This is a genomic window from Tessaracoccus coleopterorum (assembly GCF_011174705.1).
In the GTDB taxonomy this organism is placed as follows: domain Bacteria; phylum Actinomycetota; class Actinomycetes; order Propionibacteriales; family Propionibacteriaceae; genus Arachnia; species Arachnia coleopterorum.
Genome location: NZ_JAANIJ010000001.1, coordinates 1,601,512 through 1,617,640 on the forward strand (window position 1 = coordinate 1,601,512; position 16,129 = coordinate 1,617,640).

The window sequence follows — 16,129 nt, forward strand, 5'->3', positions numbered from 1 at the left end:
CGCGACCTCGCGGCGTCGATGCTGTTGGCATCCCTTCTGACCCTCTCGCTCGTGACCGTCCTGAAGGTGACGATCGGCCGTGCCCGGCCGACGACGCCGTGGCTCGGTGCCCTCGGCGAGAATGCCTCCTTTCCCTCCGGGCATGCATCCGCGGCAGCCGCACTTGCGATCGCCGTCACACAGGCGACGTGGGCGCTGACCAGACGTCGCAGGCCGACCGTGGTGGCCGCGGTCGTGGGCACGGCCGTGGCGGTGCTGGTCGCGGTCGGAAGGCTGGTGCTCGGCGTCCACCATGTCAGCGACGTGCTCGCCGGCGCCTTGGTGGCCGCCTTCTGTGCCGCCCTGGCCGCGGCCCTGACCGGCGCCTGGCGCACGCTCACGCCGTCGGGGCGGCCGGGAAGCGTCTACGTGGTGTGGCACCCGCACCGCGTGCGGGCCAGGCCGGAGTGCGGGCCGCCTGGATCGCGAGGCGGCGCGGCGCGGTTGCCCCGCACCTGTGTGGCTGGCCACCGAGCGCGACGGGCACGGGGTCGAGCAGGCCCATGCCGCGGTCGATGCGGGCGCCGACCTGGTGCTCTCCCTCGGCGGCGACGGCACCATCCGGCAGGTGCTGAGCGCGGTGGAGGGCAGGGCCGCTGTCGGGGTGCTCCCGGCAGGCAGCGGCAACCTGCTCGCCAAGAACCTGCGCATCCCGCTCGACATCGGGCGCGCCATGGACCTGGCCCTCGACTCGCCGGCCACCCCGCTCGACCTGCTGCTGATCGAGGCCGACGGCGCGGCCCCCACCGTGGCGGCCGTCATGGTGGGCGCAGGCGCGGACGCCGCCGTGCTGGCCGACACGTCCGAGCGTGGCAAGCGGCTGGTCGGGCCCCTGGCATACATCTCCGCCGGCCTGCGGCACATCGTCGCGACGCCGGTGGCCGCGGAGGTCATCGTCGGCGGCGAGGTGATCTCAGTCGACACGTCGCTCGTGACGGTGGGCAACGTCGGGTCGCTCCACCCGGGGGTCGCCCTCATGCCCGCCGCCGACCCCGCCGACGGCAGGCTCGAGGTGCTCGTCGCCTCCCCGGAGGGCGCCGTCGACGTGCTGCGGATGATCCTCGGCGTGCTGGCCGGACGCGACCGGATCGACGACGTTGTGCGGCTCTCGGGCGTCGAGGTGACGGCCCGCTTTGAGCGACCCGTCGCGTTCCATGTCGACGGCGATGTGGTGGGCGACGTCACCGTCGTCAGGGCGACGGTGCTTCCGGGCGCCGCGCGGGTCGTCCGACCGGGCTAGTGTTCGACGACGACGTCAGCCGGCGGCCTCAGGAGCCGGCCGCCCTCACGAGCCGGTAGCGTCCACCTGCGACGGTTCGGTATGTGGCCGCCTCGACGCCGAGTTGGTGCGGAGCGACGACGGCACCGTCCGACCCGGAAAGGGCGTAGCCGTCGATGCCCGGGTAGCTGAGGGTCAGGTCGTTCCCGCTGCCAGAGGCGATCGCCGCGCTGACCAGGGCACCCCCTTCCCAGAGGAGGTCGATCTCGAAGTTGCCGCGGGCCCGCAGCCCCGAGACGCGTCCTTCCGCCCACGCCTCAGGTAGCGCCGGCAGCAGCCGCACGCGCCCGAGGTGGCTCTGCAACAGCATCTCGGCCATGCCTGCGGTGAGGCCGAAGTTGGCCTCCACCTGCATCAGCGGGATCTCATCGTGATCGTCGCCCTGCCCGTGCCCGGCCAGCAGGTTGTCCATGATGCCCGCGATACCCCTCGGCGGGCCGACCAGCCTCGTCAGCGCCAGGTGCGCCATCTCCGCGTCCAGGGCCCGGGCCCACAGGCTGAGGCGATGCGCCTTGCCCCACCCGGTGGTGGCGAAGCCGCGCTGCTCCAACGACACCTTCGCGGCCGCCAGCACGTCCTCCTGGCCCGGCGTGATGAGGGTGCCTGGGAACAGGCCCACGAGGTGCGACAGGTGGCGGTGCGGGAGCGGCCGGTAGCCGGCATTCCAGTTGGGGATGTCCGTCTCGGGCAGGTCACCCGCCTGCGCCCGGCCGAAGGTGGTCTCCTCGTACCATTCCCTGATCTGGCCCGACCCGCCGATCTGCACGGGATCGAGCCGCCCCGGGCGTCGGCCCACCGAGCGACCAGATCGTCGTCAACCCCCAGCTCCCTGGCAGAGCCGATCGCGTCGCCGAACAACTCCCACACGAGCGACTGGTCGTAGGTGGAGCCGTTGACGGTGGGCCCTGCTCCGCGGAGACCGACGGCGTCACGACGAGCCGGTCCTGGTAGGGGCTCCACCAGAGGTAGGTGAGCCAGAAGTTCGCGAGCTCGCGCTGCATCGGATAGATCCGGTCCCGCAGGAGCTCGCCGTCCTGCGTGAACTTGTGGTATTCGCCGACATTCTGCAGCGCCCACGTGGAGCCGCCGATGTTCCAGCCGAACTCCTGCACGCCGTAGGGCGCCGTCAGGCCGAAGATGTTGTTGACGGTGTGCACGAGGAAGCCGTTCTCCTCGCCCGGCCCGCTCGGCACGGCGGACGTTGCACCCGCCGTCACCCGTCCGGGCACCCGGAGCGACTCCATCCACTCGATGAACGGTTCCGCCGTCTCGGCAAGGTTCGTCACGAGGTTGGGCCAGTAGTTCATCTGGACGTTGATGTTGAAGTGGTAGTCGGCGTTCCAGAACTGCGAGGCGTCTCCGATCAGCCACGCGCCGTTCAGGTTCGACGGCAGAGTGCCGGGTCGCGAGGTGGCGATGCTGAGGTAGCGGCCGAACTGGAACGCGAGCGCCTCGAGAGCCGGGTCCACCTCCCCGCCCGGTAGCGGGAGAGCCATTCATCGGTCGGGATGTCGACAGCTTCGCCGAGGTCCAGGTCGACGCGCGAGTAAAGGCCGTTGTGGTCGGCCACATGGGTGGCCCGCACCGCGTCGTAGCCCTTCGCGGCCGCGGCCCTCACCCGGCCCACCACCCGCGGTGCGGATCCTCCCCGCGGTAGGTGGGGTGGTCATTGGCGTAGTCGGTGCCGGTGGAGAGGAAGAGCGTGACGCTGTCGGCTGCCGCGACCCGGATGCCGGTGGAGTCGGTGGTGACCTCACCGCCGTCGACGACCACCCGACCTGCGCCTCGTAGCGGAGCTGGTTGTCCGCGAGCTCACCCGACAGCGTGACGGTGGAACCGTCGGCCACCACCACCGCACCGGCCTGCGCGCCGGTGAGCGTGATGTGGACGGACACGGCGCCGGGCGCGTCGGTCGACAGGCGCGCGGCGAGCACGTTGTCCGGGTGGCTGGTGAACATCTCCCGGGTGTGGGAGACGCCGTCGCTGCGGTAGGAGACGGTCGCGACGCCGGTGTCGATCGCCAACTCGCGCACGTAGTCGGACACGCCGGTGAGCGGCTGCCGCCAGAAGTCGAGCCGGAGGTCGCCGAGGTCCTGGTACATCCCCATGCCGTCGCGCCACGCGGCGGGATCGATGATCTCGTGGACGAGGTGTCCGCTCGACTCCTCGAACGGCATGCCGAACACATGCGTCGACTTGTCGTCCAACCTCCCCGCGAACTCCTCGATCGTCGCCCGGGTGACGGGGATGGTGCGGTTGCCCCGTTGTAATCGGGGCGCGACCTTCCCGGCCCGCCGCTCCAGAGTGTCTTGTCGTTGAGGTGGATCCGGTCGCGGGTGAGGCCACCGAAGACCATGGCTCCGAGGTGGCCGTTGCCGAGCGGCAGGACGGTGGACTGCCAGCGGTGCCCGTCCGTGTCGACGGGGGCGGGTTCGTCGAACCAGACCCGGTGCGACGGGGCGACTCCCGCGGGGCGCGTTCCTGCCATGGAGGCTCCTTGGATGATCGACTCTGATCCCGGTTGACGGCCGGCGCCGGACGGCGACCCCTCCGTGGGGCCGCCCGCAGCCTAGTGTCCCGTGTCAGATATTCGCTGCGCTATGCGGCCCTCCGCTGGCGCCTCGCGGCGTTCTCCTCGCTCGACGAACGGCAAGGTGCGACTCCGGTCGTCGGCCTTGCGATGCATCCACCGGCGAGCCACCTATCATCAACTAACCTCTGACACGAAACACTAGCGGGACAGCCCGTTGACCCAGGCCCGCGCCGCGTCGAACTCGGAGTCACTGAAACCGACCCCGATCTCCGGGCGTCTGCCGTTGGCCCGCGGGTACGAGCCGAGGAAGTACACCTGCGGGCACACCCGGTGCAGCCCCTCGAGCGCCTCGGCGACGCGCTTGTCGCGCAGGTGCCCCTCGCAGTCGATGGAGAAGCAGTAGGAACCGAGCGTCGTCTTGGTCGGGCGCGACTCGATGCGGCTCAGGTTCACGCCACGCACCGCGAACTGCTCCAGGATCTCCAGCAGGGCACCGGCGTGGTCCTGCCGCATGAACGCGACCAGCGTCGTCTTGTCCGCGCCGGTCGGGTCGGGGATCCGGCCCGCGGGCCAACCTGGACGAAGCGGGTCACCGCGCCGGGTTGTCCTCGATCTGGTACGCCAGTTCCGTGAGGCCGTACATCCGCCCGGCCACCTGCGCGCAGACGGCGGCGTCGTAGCGGGAGTCGGGGCGGGCGACCTCTGCCGCGGCTCCCGCCGTCGACCCGGCCTCGGTGACGACCGCGTCCGGCAGGTTCGTCGCGAGCCATTCGCGGCACTGCGCAGCGGCATGCCCATGCGTCAGCACCTGGCGCACGTCCGCCATCCCGGTGCCCTCCCGCACGTACAGGCCGAACTCGACGGGGATCACGATCTCGCCCTTGATGGCGAGCGGGGCACCCGCGATCAACTCGTCGAGCGTGGCGGACACGCCGCCCTCGACCGAGTTCTCGATGGGGACGACCGCCCGCGTCACGGCACCCTCGCGGACGGCGTCGAGCGCCTCGCGGACCGAAGGGAAGGCGACCGCCTCCTCCTCCGTCACGGTGCGGAGGGCCTGATGGGTGAACGTCCCCGCGGGACCGAAGTATCCGAGCACGTTGCCTAGTCTGGCAGGCGCCGACCCGTCCGCGCGTCGCGGTCCGTCCGGCCGGGCCACCGGATCCTGTCCTCTGGCCTGAGCGCCGACTACCCTTGCGGGCGTGAAGCCAATGATCGTGCGGCTGGCCGCCGCCGCCACCGCAGGGGCAATGCTCTGCGCGGGCGGCATGGTGCCCGCGCGAGGCGACGATGTGCGCCACCTGATCCAGGAGAACTGCACCGCCTACCAGGCCACCCCGTCGAGTGAGCTCACCAACGCCTGGCAGTTGCAGCGGCTCGGCATGGAATCGGTGTGGCGGCTCGCCACGGGCAGCGGGATCCGGATCGCCGTGATCGACACCGGCGTCTCGACGCTCGGTTCCCCCTACCTCGCCGACAAGGACCGTTTCGTCGTGCGCGACATGATCCCGCCACGGTGCGGCCGAGCGACGACGGCAGCATCGACTGCCTGCACGGCACGATCGTCACGTCGATCCTGGCCGCGGGTCGCGGCTCCGACGGATCGGCGCTGGCCAGCGCGACCAACTTCTCCGGGATCGCCCCCGACGCCACCGTCTACGCCTACCGGACGCTGCTCTCCTCGGAGCAGCAGCCGGGGCAGGAGAGCGACGAGAACCTCCGCTACACGATCGACGCGGTGCGTCAGGCCACCGCCGACGGGGTCGACATCATCAACCTGTCGCAGGTGACGTTCGGTGACGCACTGCTGCCCGACTTCCAGGCGGCCATCGAGGACGCCATCGACGCGGGCATCGTCGTGGTGGCAGCCGCGGGCAACGCGGGGCAGGCCCAGCAGGGCGTCCCTACCCCGCCGCCTTCCCGGGGTGATCGGCGTCGGCATCTCCAACCAGCAGGATGCGGGCGACCCGGCCACCTACCCCAGCCACGACATCACGGTCGGCGCACCGGGGCGTTCGCTGGTGGCGCTGCGCCCGTCGAAGGACGGGCCGCAGGCGACGCTGGAGAATCAGGCCTACCTCACCGACGCCACAGGCACCTCATACGCGGCGCCCGTCGTGACGGGCATCGTCGCCCTGCTGCTGCAGTACGAGCGCGACGTGCACGACCGGCGACTGACCCCGGCCGAGGTGAAGCGGCGGCTGATCGCCACCGCCGACCGCCCCGCCGTCCCGCTCCCCGACTCCTACCTCGGCTACGGCATCGTCAACCCGATGCGGGCCCTGACCGACACCACGTCCGAGACAGCGACCTCCGCGACCGCGACCCCAGCACCGACGCGGAGGTCGTCATCAAGGGCCCGAGCGCACCCCGGTGATCTCGATGGTCGCGCTCGGGTTCGGGATCGCGGCCATCGTCGCGGTGCTGCTCGGCGTCGTCGCGGCGATCGCGATCCCCGCGGCCCGCCGCAAACGGTAGGCCGGAGACCGGGACAGGCCTAGGGCTGCTCGGCCCCGGGCAGGTGCGCGGTCTGGATGAGGCCCTTGAACCCGCGGGTGATCAGCGTGCCGCGGCCGGGTGGCATCGGTGAGCCCTTCACATCCCCGTAGAGGGCGCCCTCCTCCTTGTTGCCGCTCATCACGAGCGCCGGGTTGACGGCGTCCTTCATCCGGCTGATCAGCTGGTCACCGAAGATCGCCCGGCTCGCGCCGCCGAAGGCCCTCGTCATGATGATGTGCAGGCCGATGTCGCCCGCCTGGTTGATGAGGTCGGCGAACGGGGCCATCGGGTTGCCCGACGGCGTCGCCACCAACTCGTAGTCGTCGACGATCACGAACACCTCGGAGCCCGTCCACCACGACCGGTCGCGCAGCTGCTGCTGGGTCACGTCGGGCCCGGAAGGCGGGCGCGGACGGCCTCGGCCGTCTGCTGCAGCATCGGGGTCGCCGCCGCCGCGGACGGGTAGTAGCCGATCAGGTGCTCCGTCTCGACCTCACCGAGCAGCGAGCGCCGGTAGTCGACGATGATGATCTTGGCTTCCTTCGGCGTGAACCTGGTCGTGATGCCCTTCAGGAACATCCGCAGCAGGTTCGACTTGCCCGACTCGGGGCGCCGAACGCGACGAAGTGCGGTTCGCTCATCGTCTCGAGGTACACGGGCGCCAGCTCGAGCTCGTCGACGGCGTACGGGATCCGCTTGTCCGGGGCGTGCCCGATCGCGGGCAGCGAGGCGAATCCGAGGTTCTCCGGCAGGAGGCGGACCTCCGCGGCCCGCGGGCCCTTCCAGGCCGCGTTTACCGCCGTCATGAACCCGCGCTGCCCCGCGCTGACGTCGGTGGCGTCCTCCACCCCGTCGATGCGGGCAGGCCGATCATCGTGTGCAGGCCGCCCGACATCAGGCCACGGCCGGGACGGGCGGCGGGGACGATGGCCTGGATCTTGCGGTCGACCTCGGAGTCGAAGGGGTCGCCGAGCTTCAGCTCGATGCGCGACTGCAGCGCGTCCTTTGTACCGGAGCGGATCTCCGACCACTTGGCGGCGGCGATCCATACGTGGATGCCGAACCCGAGGCCCCCGTTGGCGAGCGCCTGGATCTGCGGCTCGAGGGCCTCGAACTCGGTCTTCATCGTGGCCCAGCCGTCGATGACGAGGAACACGTCGGTGGGAAACCGGTCGGGCACGATGCTGCCGTCGCGGCGGCCCTGCCGGTAGGTGGTCATCGAGTCGACGCCCAGCTCCGCGAACTGGAGCTCGCGGCTGGAGCGCAGCGACGTGATCTCCGCGACTGTGCGCCGCACGCGGTCGACGTCGAGCCGCCCGGTGACCGAGCCGACGTGCGCGAGGTTGCGCATCGACGTCAGCGAGCCACCGCCGAAGTCGAGGCAGTAGAAGCCGACCTCCTGCGGGGTGTGCGTGAGCGACAAACCAGCGATGCCCGCGCGCAGCGCCATCGACTTGCCCGACTGGGGGCCGCCGACGACGCCGAGGTTGCCGCCGGAACCGTCGAACCGGATCCACCACGGGTCGCGCCGCTGCTGCCGGGGCCGGTCGATCAGGCCGAACGGCGCCGCGAGCGCCCCGCGGAAGGCCGGGTCGGATGCCTGCAGGCCGCGACCCTCGACCTCGGCCAGGCCGCCGAGCAGCTTGTCCATCGTCGGGGGCTCGTCGAGTGGCGGCAGCCACACCTTGTGCGACGGCCAGCCGTGCCCCTTGAGGCGACCGACGGCGATGCTCAGCAGGGTCTCATCCTCCTCCTCGCGGTCGTCGTCCTCCTTGACCTCGACCACCTCGGCGCTGCGGGCGGGCAGCACCTCGACCGCCTGCTCCGGGGAGCGACCGGCATGACGTAGTCCGCGCTGAACTCCAGCACCGGCGGGGTCCAGCCCCTCGATTCGACGACGACCTCGTCGATGGGGCGGTCCTCCGGGGCTGCCGGGGCCGACTCCCCGTGCCACGGGCCCGACACGTAGGCGGCCTTGAACCGCGTCATGCCGGTGGTGTCGAACTTGAGGTAGCCGTTGCCGGGCGGGGTGGGCAGCTCGTACGCGTCTGGCACCCCGATGACGGTGCGCGACTCGGCCGGAGAGAAGGTACGCAGCGCGATGCGGTACGACAGGAACGTGTCGAGGCCGCGCAGCTTGTTCTCCTCGAGCCGCTGCGACGCGAGCAGTTGGTGCACGGCGATGGAGCGACCCACGCGGCCGATCTGCACGAAGAGGTCGATGAACTCGGGCCGGGCGCTCAGCAGCTCGGAGAACTCGTCGACCACGATGAACAGGCTGGGCATCGGCGGGATGTCCGCGCCTGCCTGGCGGGCGTTCTCGTAATCCTCGCGGTTCTTGAAGTTGCCCGCGTCGCGCAGCACCTCCATGCGCCGGTCGAGCTCGCCGCCGATGGCATCTGCCATGCGGTCGACCAGCGACAGCTCGCCCTCGAGGTTGGTGATGACGGCGCTGACGTGCGGCAGGTGTTCGAGCCCGAGGAACGTCGCGCCGCCCTTGAAGTCGACGAGGATGAAGTTCAGCTGCTCGGTCGAGTGCGTCATGGCGAGGCCGAGCACCAGCGTGCGGAGGAACTCCGACTTACCCGATCCGGTCGCTCCGATGCAGATGCCGTGCGGGCCCATGCCGCCCTGCGCGGACTCCTTGATGTCCAGTTCGACGGGGCTGCCGTCGTCGGCGGTGCCGAACGGGATCCGCAGGTGCTGACGCAACGGGCGGGGCGCCAGGCCTGCCGCGGGTCGAGGGTGAGGGGTCACCCACGCCGAGCATGGCCGGGTAGTCCTTGGGTGGCTCGAACACAACCTCGGCGGGGCCGTCCTCCGAGCCGAGGGTCACGTCGGGCATCCGGTACGGGGCCATGGCGCGGGCGAGCATCTCGCAGTAGACGACCGGCACCTGGTCGGGGCGGCCGAAGGGCGTCTGCGCGTGCGGGGTCTTCGAGGTGCGACGGTGCAGCACGATCGCATCGTCGCGCACCTCGAAGACGGCGACGCCGCTTTCGAATGTCTGCGGAAGCTCGCGCCGCCCGGTCACCTCGATGGTGACGGCGCGGGTGCTCGGAGTGACGAACTGCTGCGAGTTGACGCCCTCGACGCCGTCGGAGACGACCACCGTCAGCGACGGCGGATTGGCGGCCGACTGCGCTGACGTGCCCATCTGCGACAACTCACCGGCGCCGGTGGCGAACATCCGGACGGGTCCGACCCCGTCGCGCTCGGTGGGATGCTGCAGGTGTGGGAGCCACTTGACCCACTGCCACTGGTCCTGGTGCTGCCTGCTCGCCGCCACCATGAGCGACACGTCTGTGGGCGCGTGCCACGTGACGAGCTGGGCGACCATCGAGAAGGCCACCTTCCGGCAGGCCTCCTCGTCACCCACCAGCGAGATGGCGCGGAAGCCGCGCACGTCGACGGCGAGCGGAACCGACTGGATGAGGCGGTGGGTGCGGATGAAGCGGCGCAGGGCGCCGGTGGTGAGGGGCTCGAGGTCCTCGATGGGCTGCGATTCGGGCGGCGTGATCCGCTTGGCGGACTGCTGCCGCCCAACCGAGAGTCGCAGCGATCCGAACTCCTCCGCGTCGGGGCGCCGTTCCCACATCCGCATGCCGCCGACCACGGTCCACAGGCTGTCGGGCGAGGGATGGCGGTAGGCCATGCTGGCGCGCTGCTCGTCCGCGGTCCTGGCGAAGTTGCGGCGGGTCTGGGCAAGGTAGCGAAAGTAGTCGCGGCGGTTGGCGTCGAGCTGGGCCGACTGGTCGTCGTTCTGCCTGCCCACCTGGGAGAGCATCATGCCCATCATCGACACGGCGTACAGGCCACCCACGATGCTGCCCATGAGGCCTTTGCCACCCCTGCGAACATCAGCCCCATGGCGAGGCCGCCCGCGACCATCGGGAGCATCCGCAGCAGGTTCCCGAACGGCTTCGACGCCGCCGGGGCGGGATCTCCGGGGGCGATTCGAGCAGGAGGTCGCCTCGTGGCATCGCCGGCGGGGTCACCCGCTTCGGCCGATGGAACGTGATCAGGCCCATGCGCCGATTCCCTCCGGTGAAGTTGCTCGACGCCTAACTTAACCGACGAGGCGTCCGACTCCCCGCCGTCGCAACGGCTGTGACGTGCTCCCGCGGGCGTTAGGGTACGGGCGTGAGTACCTTGCCCGAAGAGGACCTGTCGAGGGTCACGATCATCTCGAGCAGCCGCCGCGTCGATCTCGCGCTCCCGGGGCCGTGACGCTGAACGAGCTGATGCCGAGCATCGTGCGCTTCTCCGGGCTCGAGTCGAACACCCCGACCGACGCCGTGCACGGCTGGGTCCTGCAGCGCTTCGGCTCCGACCCGTTCGACCTCTACACCCCGTCGGGAAGCTGAACCTGCGCGACGGCGAGACCCTGCACCTGCGGCAGCGTGAGAACGCGATTCCCGATGCCGCCTTCGACGATGTCGTGGATGCGGTGGCGGGCGCCACCAACTCCAGGCCGTCGTGGGTCGCCCGCAACTCCCAGCGCATCGGGCTCATCCTCATGATGGCGGTGCTGATCGGGTTGCCGCTGCTCATCATCCTGGCCCAGCCGAACGTCGATCCTGAGCAGGCCCGGGTGGATCCGTGGCTCCGGTTCCCGCTCGGTGTCGCCGTCGTCACGACGGCGTTCCTCAGCTTCGCCGCCTGCATCGGATCGGTGGCGCTGGCCCGGGCGGCGAAGGAGATCCCGACGGCGACCTGCCTCGCCTGGGCGAGCGCCGCGCTGGCGGGCATCGCCGGCTGGTTTGCGGCTGAGCCGGTGTCGGAGACGGTGCCGATGTCGATCCGGCTGGTCCTGTCGTCTGCGCTGGTGCTGATCGCCTCGGCCGCGGCCGCGCTCGCCGCCCGGGTGAGCGCGCTCGCGCTGTTCGCGGTGGCCCTGTCATCCGCGTTCACGCTCGTCGCTGCCAGTTGCATGATCATCTTCCCCGGCAACAACGTGGAGGTGGCGGCGATCACGCTGACGGTGATGGCCTTCCTGACCTCGTTCCTGCCGACGCTGAGCTACCGCATCGCGGGCATCGCGCTGCCCAACCTGCCGGTGACCACCGAGGCCATGCTGGCCGACGAGACACCGGTGCAGTCCGACATCGTGAGCAGGGCGCTCTTCGCCGACCGCCTGCTCGGGTCGATGCTCGCGGCGAGTTCCGCGACCGCCGTACTGGCCGCGCTGCTCACCCTGACGCAGGGGTCGATCTGGTCGACGCTGCTGCCGGTGTGCGTCGGGCTCGCGTTCCTGCTGCGGGCCCGCTCCTTCGTGGGCCTGACGCAGCGCATGGCGCTGCTGATCGGCGGCGCCCTGTGCGTGGCCATGGCGGTCGTGACGCTCAGCATCGGGGCCTCCCGGTCGCTGCTCGGCATGTCGCTGCTGTTCGCGGGCTGCCTGGTGCTCGCCTATGTCTTCGCCCACTACTCGGCGTCGACCTACAACAAGGTGCTCTCGCCGACGTGGGGGCGCTGGGGCGACGTGTTCGAGTGGCTCGCGATCATCGGGATCGTTCCCACCCTGCTCGGCGTGCTCGACCTCTACGCCTACTTCGGCAGCCTCCTCTGACGGAGGCCCCGCGGCTATCCGCCGAACAGCAGCCGGTACTCGGTCGGCGACGGCGGCATCGACACCCTCGTGACGCGGCGCACGCTCGCCAGCACGACCTCGGTCTCCGCGAGGTCGGTGACGGCCTTCACCTGCCCCGTCGACAGCGCGTAGGCGCGGCGCAGGTGCTCGGCGCCCTTCGTCGACAGTGGCGCGATCAGAGCGACCTCGGCGGCCCTGAGGTCGCTGACGGCGCGGCCCGCCTCCGGATCGCCCATGGTGACGAGCGTCTGCCACGCCCGAGCCGGTCGGTCGGGGCCACGGCGCCCATGCCGTCGATGATCAGGCTCGGCCGGTAGGGGCGGCCCTGACCGGGAAGGTTCTCCGGGGTGCGGAGCAGGTCGATGGTGCCGCCGCAGGCGCGCACGGTGTCTGCGAGCGTCAGCCACCGGCGGTGGTCCTCGACGATCACGGAGAGGTGGGCTCCGAGACACATGGCCCGGAACGCGAGCAGCCAACTGACGTACTCGGGCGTGGCCATGAACACCCTGGTGGGTTGCTGGCGGAACAACCTGAGCGTGACGGGGCCGCGAGCCCCGTGCCGAGCACGAGGCCCCACGGGCCGGTGCGCATCTCCTGCTCCTCGGGCTGCACGGCGGGGCCGAGCGCCTGGAATGTGATCTCGGTCATCGGCCGATCCGCCTTCCCAATGCCATGGTGGCCAACAGGCCCGGCACCTGGTTGCCGCCCAACGGGCCGAGCCGCAGGTCGCCCTGCACGGATGCCATCACGAACTCGTCCGCGGCCGCGGCCTGTTCCAGGTTCGCGGTGACGAGCCGGACGGCGCCACGCGGCGGCTCACCCGGCGAGACGGTCAGCGAGGTGACGGCGAACATCGCGGGCGACTGCGCCACCACGTCGAGCAGGCCCTGGTAGTGGGCGCTGGGGCGTCGTCGAAGCCGCTGATCCCTCGGGTCTGATGGACGAGCGTGTCGCAGGTCCAGTGTTCCCACGCCTCGCTGCTGCGCTCCTCCGAGGGCTGGTCCGAGGCGCCGGTGGCCAGCGCGAGGACGTCGGCGATGCCGAGCGGGTCGAGCGGTTCGGTGGGCATGCCGTGGCGCTTGAGCGTCGCCTGGGCGCGGTGGAGGCCGAAGCGCAGTGTGGCGAACACGCCGACCTGGCCCGAACCGCGCCGGTCGACGGCCTCGAGGCAGAGGCGCGGGTCGAGCCGCAGCGCGATCCAGGTGCGGCGGACGGCGGGCGGGGTGGCGCGCCCGGCGATCTCGCGGTAGGCGTCGAGGGCGGGCGAGTTCGGCGGAAGCATGGCGCCGGCGGGCCCGGGACGGTGTAGGTGACGATCTGGATGCCGGAGAAGACGACGTCGTCCTGCCTGGTCAGCGAGCCGAGCACCGCGAGGTCGAGGCGGGCACCCCGGTCGGTGAACAGGGAGTTGTCGCTGGTGACCTCGAGGATGCCCGACCACGATTCGCCGTCGGCGACGACGCCGATCTCGCCGTCGTGGGCGTCCTTGATCTCGGTCACCTCCAGCTTCGGCAACCACTGGGCGAGCGGCACGAGTTCGGCCGCGACGTCGGGGTGTTCGAGCCGGTGCCGTGCACGGGACGCGAACCGGCGGCGGGTGCGCACGGTTCGGCCGAGGGTGCGCCCGTTGACGGGGATGGTGAGAAGCAGTGCGGCGAGCAGCATCAGCGCGGCCAGCGAGATCGACCAGATCTGCATGCGGAGGGCCAGCGCGACGGCGACCACGAGCACGATCTGCCAGGCGACGACGAGCCCGAGGTGGCGGGTCGAGCGACTCCGCCTGGGCAGCGCCGCCCGCGAGGGCTGGGTCCTGCGCAACATCTGTTTTTCCCTCCTTCAGGCCGCGGCCCACTCTATGGCCTCGCCCGCGCACGAACGGGGCCGTGCGCGCCCTGTTGTGCCGCCACCGGGGCTAAAGTGGCCCGGACCGCTCCCCACGATCACCCAGGACAGGCATGGCGACCCGTAAAGACCTCCTGAAGGCCCAGTCCTTCACGTCGCGGCGCATGATCGCGGCCTTCGTGGACCGTGACCCCGACGACCCGACGCCGCCGCTTCGCCGCGTGGGGACGGCGACCTTCGTCTCCATCCTGATCGGGGTCGTGCTGCTGGCGGGCACCACACTGTTGGGGTGCTGCGTGGGGCACGGCCAACGAGTCGTGGAAGGACCAGTCCAACGTCATCCTCTCCGACGCCCAGTCCGGGCCCTGTTCGTGTACCAGGACGACAGGTTGTACCCGATGGCCGACGTGTCGTCGGCCCGCCTGAAGGCGGCGGGCGCGGAACCGGAGGGCCAACCCCGTGTCATCGAGGTCAAGACCGAGGCTCTCCGCGGGCAGGTCCAGCAGCCCGAGGAGGGCATCCCTGGCTCGCCGCGCCAACTGCCCGCCGTCAAGGACCTCCGCGGCTACCCGCTGCGGCTGTGCTCGACGGCGCCGCAGGGCCACGACCGCCGGTACCTGACGCTCGAGTTCGGGTCGGGGGCCTCCAGCAGCAACGACTTCGCCATCGTGGCCAGGCACTCCAACGGCACCGACTACCTGCTGTTCGGCGGCCAGACCCACCAGCTGTATGCGGCCCCGGGTCAGCAGTCGAGTCTGATCGGGGACCTGCCGGTCGTGACGCCCGGGACGGCTGGATCGCGGCCCTGCCCGCCGGGCTCCCATCAACCCACGGGTCGTCGAGGGATACGGGGCGCCAGGCAGCGACCGGATGAAGATCGGACAGATGGCGGTGGTCGACGACGGTGACAACGACCGTTACTACATCCAACTCTCGGGTGGCCTTTCGCGCATCTCCTACCTGGAGATGAAGGCCATCGCGCAGCAGAACAAGGATGAGAGCGATCCCGTGCCACTCACCGACGTCGAGGTGACGCAGATGGGCAACGCGGAGATCCCGCGGTTCAGCGCCGACGGGATCCCGCTCGGCGAACCCGCCCTCCCCGGGTGACTTCTCCTCCGAGAGCGCCTCGGTGTGTGCCACCTTCGAGGAGGATTCACCGGGGCGGGTGTCGCTCGGCATCGACCAGCGCACCCCCGAGATCCCCTCGAACGCGAACGCACCGCTGGGACAGTACGTCGACCTCGTGACGCTGCCCCGCTCAGCGGGGCCCTGCTACGCAACATGGACGCGGTCACCGACGAGGGCGCCACCACATTGCTGCTGAACGGCCGGAGCTACGCCATCCCGACGACGGGTGCCCGCCGGGCGCTGGGCTACGGCGGGTCAAGCCGATCCCGGTGCCGGGTGGCCTCATCAACCTGCTTCCACCCGGCCTGGCCAACACCGGTAGCGCACTGTCGGCCGACATGATCGTCAGGACCGGCGACTAGGCGCAGATGAGCGTCGCCCAACCGGCCCTCTAGGTACTGCTACTCGAAAACGGCGGGCCGCTGGGAACTGACCCGACCTCCGCCTAGTGTTTTGCCCGACAGCACAGCAGCAAGCGCGATCCTCTCGCCCGAGTTGCTACCAATGAGTCCCGAACGGACTCACCGTCGAAGGGAATGGAACCATGGGCGATAAGTCCGTTGACCGCGCTGCTATGCAGAAGGCCACGCAGCAGATCGAGACCAAGCACCAGCAGATCCACCAGCTGCAGAGCCGCCTCCAGGGCCAGATGATCGACCTCTCCTCGCGCTGGCACGGCAACGCCTCGACCGCGTTCCAGCAGGGCTACCAGCAGTTCGACACGGAGTTCGAGAAGGTCAAGCAGGGCCTGGACAAGATCCACACCTCCCTCGTTGAGACGCTCCGTGAGTACGGGTCGCGTGAGGAAGAGAACCAGGCCACCGCAAACCAGATCGCCGGCCTCATCGGCTGACCCAGTCACTTTCTGATTCGATAGGAGACACCAATGAGCGATTCAACCACTTACTCCGTCGGCGGCCTGCAGGAGGGCATCAGCAACCTCTCCGCCGCCCACAAGGAACTCACCACCCTTCTCGAGGACCTCAAGGCTGAGCTGTCGACCTCGCTGGGCGCGTGGGAGGACAACGCCCGTAACGCCTACGTCGAGGTGCAGCGTTCGTGGGACGCCTCGGCCGCCAAGCAGCAGGACATCGTGCAGCGCATGCCCGTCCTCCTCGGCAACATCGCAGACGGCTACAACGCCACCGAGTCCCGCAACGCGGGCATCTGGGGCTGACCGGTTCCAAGCGCAACAGCAGTGGGGTCCGGCGAT

Annotated in this window: 25 protein-coding genes and 3 pseudogenes; 11 read left to right on the forward strand and 17 right to left on the reverse strand. The window is 70.4% G+C overall.

Annotated features, from left to right (window positions below; all coding sequences use genetic code 11):
* Positions 1–18: 18 nt before the first annotated feature.
* Positions 19–345: pseudogene (locus G7085_RS34735) on the forward strand (phosphatase PAP2 family protein); the annotation flags it as partial.
* A 151-nt stretch (positions 346–496) separates the two neighbouring features.
* On the forward strand, positions 497–1,279 hold the full coding sequence (locus tag G7085_RS10255) for a diacylglycerol/lipid kinase family protein (RefSeq protein WP_197510884.1): 783 nt from the start codon (positions 497–499) through the stop codon (positions 1,277–1,279).
* A gap of 28 nt (positions 1,280–1,307) precedes the next feature.
* Here the strand turns inward: G7085_RS10255 and G7085_RS10260 are convergent, their stop codons facing one another.
* The 6 genes and pseudogenes from G7085_RS10260 to G7085_RS25475 form a co-directional block, all read right to left on the reverse strand.
* Complete coding sequence (locus G7085_RS10260; RefSeq protein ID WP_197510885.1) at positions 1,308–2,114, reverse strand: glycosyl hydrolase family 95 catalytic domain-containing protein; 807 nt, start codon at positions 2,112–2,114, stop codon at positions 1,308–1,310.
* Positions 2,011–2,787, reverse strand: coding sequence for a glycosyl hydrolase family 95 catalytic domain-containing protein (locus G7085_RS10265; RefSeq protein ID WP_197510886.1), 777 nt, complete (start codon positions 2,785–2,787; stop codon positions 2,011–2,013). The genes G7085_RS10260 and G7085_RS10265 overlap by 104 nt, the downstream gene beginning before the upstream one ends.
* A 27-nt stretch (positions 2,788–2,814) precedes the next feature.
* The gene (locus G7085_RS10270) at positions 2,815–3,525 is read right to left on the reverse strand and encodes a glycoside hydrolase N-terminal domain-containing protein (RefSeq protein ID WP_197510887.1); all 711 of its coding nucleotides are present in this window, start codon (positions 3,523–3,525) and stop codon (positions 2,815–2,817) included.
* Positions 3,526–3,602: 77 nt separating this feature from the next.
* Positions 3,603–3,806: pseudogene (locus G7085_RS10275) on the reverse strand (glycoside hydrolase N-terminal domain-containing protein); the annotation flags it as partial.
* A 243-nt stretch (positions 3,807–4,049) separates the two neighbouring features.
* Complete coding sequence (locus G7085_RS25470) at positions 4,050–4,364, reverse strand: ACT domain-containing protein (RefSeq protein WP_231979407.1); 315 nt, start codon at positions 4,362–4,364, stop codon at positions 4,050–4,052.
* 76 nt (positions 4,365–4,440) lie between these two features.
* Complete coding sequence (locus tag G7085_RS25475; protein WP_331715601.1) at positions 4,441–4,950, reverse strand: prephenate dehydratase domain-containing protein; 510 nt, start codon at positions 4,948–4,950, stop codon at positions 4,441–4,443.
* 417 nt (positions 4,951–5,367) lie between these two features.
* Here G7085_RS25475 and G7085_RS10290 point away from each other — a divergent pair.
* Positions 5,368–6,352: pseudogene (locus G7085_RS10290) on the forward strand (S8 family peptidase).
* Here the strand turns inward: G7085_RS10290 and G7085_RS10295 are convergent.
* From G7085_RS10295 to G7085_RS25480, 6 genes are read right to left on the reverse strand one after another with little or no spacing between them, the layout of a single operon-like run.
* The gene (locus G7085_RS10295) at positions 6,349–6,738 is read right to left on the reverse strand and encodes a hypothetical protein (RefSeq protein WP_197510889.1); all 390 of its coding nucleotides are present in this window, start codon (positions 6,736–6,738) and stop codon (positions 6,349–6,351) included. The pseudogene G7085_RS10290 and the gene G7085_RS10295 overlap by 4 nt on opposite strands.
* Positions 6,735–6,929: a hypothetical protein gene (locus G7085_RS10300; protein WP_197510890.1), complete on the reverse strand. Its 195-nt coding sequence runs from the start codon at positions 6,927–6,929 to the stop codon at positions 6,735–6,737. Before G7085_RS10300 ends, G7085_RS10295 begins: the two co-directional genes overlap by 4 nt.
* Positions 6,920–7,198 carry a hypothetical protein gene (locus G7085_RS10305; RefSeq protein ID WP_197510891.1) on the reverse strand — a complete coding sequence of 93 codons (279 nt, stop codon included), beginning with the start codon at positions 7,196–7,198 and terminating at the stop codon, positions 6,920–6,922. Before G7085_RS10305 ends, G7085_RS10300 begins: the two co-directional genes overlap by 10 nt.
* On the reverse strand, positions 7,153–8,160 hold the full coding sequence (gene eccCb / locus G7085_RS10310) for a type VII secretion protein EccCb (protein ID WP_197510892.1): 1,008 nt from the start codon (positions 8,158–8,160) through the stop codon (positions 7,153–7,155). The genes G7085_RS10305 and eccCb overlap by 46 nt, the downstream gene beginning before the upstream one ends.
* Entirely contained in the window at positions 8,082–9,050 is a 969-nt protein-coding gene (locus G7085_RS10315) for an FtsK/SpoIIIE domain-containing protein (protein ID WP_231980150.1), read from the reverse strand. Before G7085_RS10315 ends, eccCb begins: the two co-directional genes overlap by 79 nt.
* Entirely contained in the window at positions 8,932–10,185 is a 1,254-nt protein-coding gene (locus G7085_RS25480; RefSeq protein ID WP_231979408.1) for a hypothetical protein, read from the reverse strand. The genes G7085_RS10315 and G7085_RS25480 overlap by 119 nt, the downstream gene beginning before the upstream one ends.
* 391 nt (positions 10,186–10,576) lie before the next feature.
* Between G7085_RS25480 and G7085_RS25485 the strand changes: the two genes are divergently transcribed.
* Positions 10,577–10,717, forward strand: coding sequence for an EsaB/YukD family protein (locus tag G7085_RS25485; protein WP_231979409.1), 141 nt, complete (start codon positions 10,577–10,579; stop codon positions 10,715–10,717).
* A gap of 26 nt (positions 10,718–10,743) precedes the next feature.
* Complete coding sequence (eccD, locus tag G7085_RS10320) at positions 10,744–11,922, forward strand: type VII secretion integral membrane protein EccD (protein ID WP_231980151.1); 1,179 nt, start codon at positions 10,744–10,746, stop codon at positions 11,920–11,922.
* A gap of 14 nt (positions 11,923–11,936) precedes the next feature.
* On the opposite strand, the gene G7085_RS10325 is transcribed toward eccD, so the two are convergent.
* From G7085_RS10325 to G7085_RS34740, 5 genes are read right to left on the reverse strand one after another with little or no spacing between them, the layout of a single operon-like run.
* The gene (locus G7085_RS10325; RefSeq protein WP_197510893.1) at positions 11,937–12,179 is read right to left on the reverse strand and encodes a hypothetical protein; all 243 of its coding nucleotides are present in this window, start codon (positions 12,177–12,179) and stop codon (positions 11,937–11,939) included.
* Positions 12,119–12,328 carry a hypothetical protein gene (locus G7085_RS10330; protein WP_197510894.1) on the reverse strand — a complete coding sequence of 70 codons (210 nt, stop codon included), beginning with the start codon at positions 12,326–12,328 and terminating at the stop codon, positions 12,119–12,121. Before G7085_RS10330 ends, G7085_RS10325 begins: the two co-directional genes overlap by 61 nt.
* Positions 12,329–12,369: 41 nt before the next feature.
* Complete coding sequence (locus tag G7085_RS10335; protein WP_197510895.1) at positions 12,370–12,591, reverse strand: hypothetical protein; 222 nt, start codon at positions 12,589–12,591, stop codon at positions 12,370–12,372.
* Positions 12,588–12,815 (reverse strand): hypothetical protein, encoded by a 228-nt coding sequence (locus G7085_RS10340; protein WP_197510896.1) that lies wholly within the window; start codon positions 12,813–12,815, stop codon positions 12,588–12,590. The genes G7085_RS10335 and G7085_RS10340 overlap by 4 nt, the downstream gene beginning before the upstream one ends.
* Positions 12,776–13,225 carry a type VII secretion protein EccE gene (locus tag G7085_RS34740; RefSeq protein WP_197510897.1) on the reverse strand — a complete coding sequence of 150 codons (450 nt, stop codon included), beginning with the start codon at positions 13,223–13,225 and terminating at the stop codon, positions 12,776–12,778. The genes G7085_RS10340 and G7085_RS34740 overlap by 40 nt, the downstream gene beginning before the upstream one ends.
* A 27-nt stretch (positions 13,226–13,252) precedes the next feature.
* On the opposite strand from G7085_RS34740, the gene G7085_RS34745 reads away from it, so the two are divergent.
* The 6 genes from G7085_RS34745 to G7085_RS10375 all read left to right on the forward strand — a co-directional run bounded on the left by G7085_RS34745 (position 13,253) and on the right by G7085_RS10375 (position 16,093).
* On the forward strand, positions 13,253–13,912 hold the full coding sequence (locus G7085_RS34745) for a hypothetical protein (RefSeq protein ID WP_197510898.1): 660 nt from the start codon (positions 13,253–13,255) through the stop codon (positions 13,910–13,912).
* Positions 13,899–14,693, forward strand: a complete 795-nt coding sequence (locus G7085_RS10355; RefSeq protein ID WP_197510899.1) for a type VII secretion protein EccB — start codon at positions 13,899–13,901, stop codon at positions 14,691–14,693. Before G7085_RS34745 ends, G7085_RS10355 begins: the two co-directional genes overlap by 14 nt.
* Complete coding sequence (locus G7085_RS10360) at positions 14,656–14,895, forward strand: hypothetical protein (protein ID WP_197510900.1); 240 nt, start codon at positions 14,656–14,658, stop codon at positions 14,893–14,895. The genes G7085_RS10355 and G7085_RS10360 overlap by 38 nt, the downstream gene beginning before the upstream one ends.
* Positions 14,896–15,069: 174 nt before the next feature.
* Positions 15,070–15,258, forward strand: coding sequence for a hypothetical protein (locus G7085_RS10365; protein WP_197510901.1), 189 nt, complete (start codon positions 15,070–15,072; stop codon positions 15,256–15,258).
* 202 nt (positions 15,259–15,460) lie between these two features.
* The gene (locus tag G7085_RS10370) at positions 15,461–15,769 is read left to right on the forward strand and encodes a WXG100 family type VII secretion target (RefSeq protein WP_197510902.1); all 309 of its coding nucleotides are present in this window, start codon (positions 15,461–15,463) and stop codon (positions 15,767–15,769) included.
* Positions 15,770–15,802: 33 nt separating this feature from the next.
* Positions 15,803–16,093 carry a WXG100 family type VII secretion target gene (locus tag G7085_RS10375; protein ID WP_197510903.1) on the forward strand — a complete coding sequence of 97 codons (291 nt, stop codon included), beginning with the start codon at positions 15,803–15,805 and terminating at the stop codon, positions 16,091–16,093.
* Positions 16,094–16,129: the final 36 nt, after the last annotated feature.

Excerpts from the sequence above, each read along its gene's own strand:
- G7085_RS25470 (WP_231979407.1), bottom strand. The coding sequence starts at position 4,364 with ATGCGGCAGGACCACGCCGGTGCCCTGCTGGAGATCCTGGAGCAGTTC.
- G7085_RS10300 (WP_197510890.1), bottom strand. The coding sequence starts at position 6,929 with ATGTTCCTGAAGGGCATCACGACCAGGTTCACGCCGAAGGAAGCCAAG.
- G7085_RS25480 (WP_231979408.1), bottom strand. The coding sequence starts at position 10,185 with ATGGGCAGCATCGTGGGTGGCCTGTACGCCGTGTCGATGATGGGCATG.
- G7085_RS10325 (WP_197510893.1), bottom strand. The coding sequence starts at position 12,179 with ATGGGCGATCCGGAGGCGGGCCGCGCCGTCAGCGACCTCAGGGCCGCC.
- G7085_RS10335 (WP_197510895.1), bottom strand. The coding sequence starts at position 12,591 with ATGACCGAGATCACATTCCAGGCGCTCGGCCCCGCCGTGCAGCCCGAG.
- G7085_RS34740 (WP_197510897.1), bottom strand. The coding sequence starts at position 13,225 with ATGCTTCCGCCGAACTCGCCCGCCCTCGACGCCTACCGCGAGATCGCC.
- G7085_RS10355 (WP_197510899.1), top strand. The coding sequence starts at position 13,899 with ATGGCGACCCGTAAAGACCTCCTGAAGGCCCAGTCCTTCACGTCGCGG.
- G7085_RS10360 (WP_197510900.1), top strand. The coding sequence starts at position 14,656 with ATGAAGATCGGACAGATGGCGGTGGTCGACGACGGTGACAACGACCGT.
- G7085_RS10365 (WP_197510901.1), top strand. The coding sequence starts at position 15,070 with ATGGACGCGGTCACCGACGAGGGCGCCACCACATTGCTGCTGAACGGC.
- G7085_RS10370 (WP_197510902.1), top strand. The coding sequence starts at position 15,461 with ATGGGCGATAAGTCCGTTGACCGCGCTGCTATGCAGAAGGCCACGCAG.
- G7085_RS10375 (WP_197510903.1), top strand. The coding sequence starts at position 15,803 with ATGAGCGATTCAACCACTTACTCCGTCGGCGGCCTGCAGGAGGGCATC.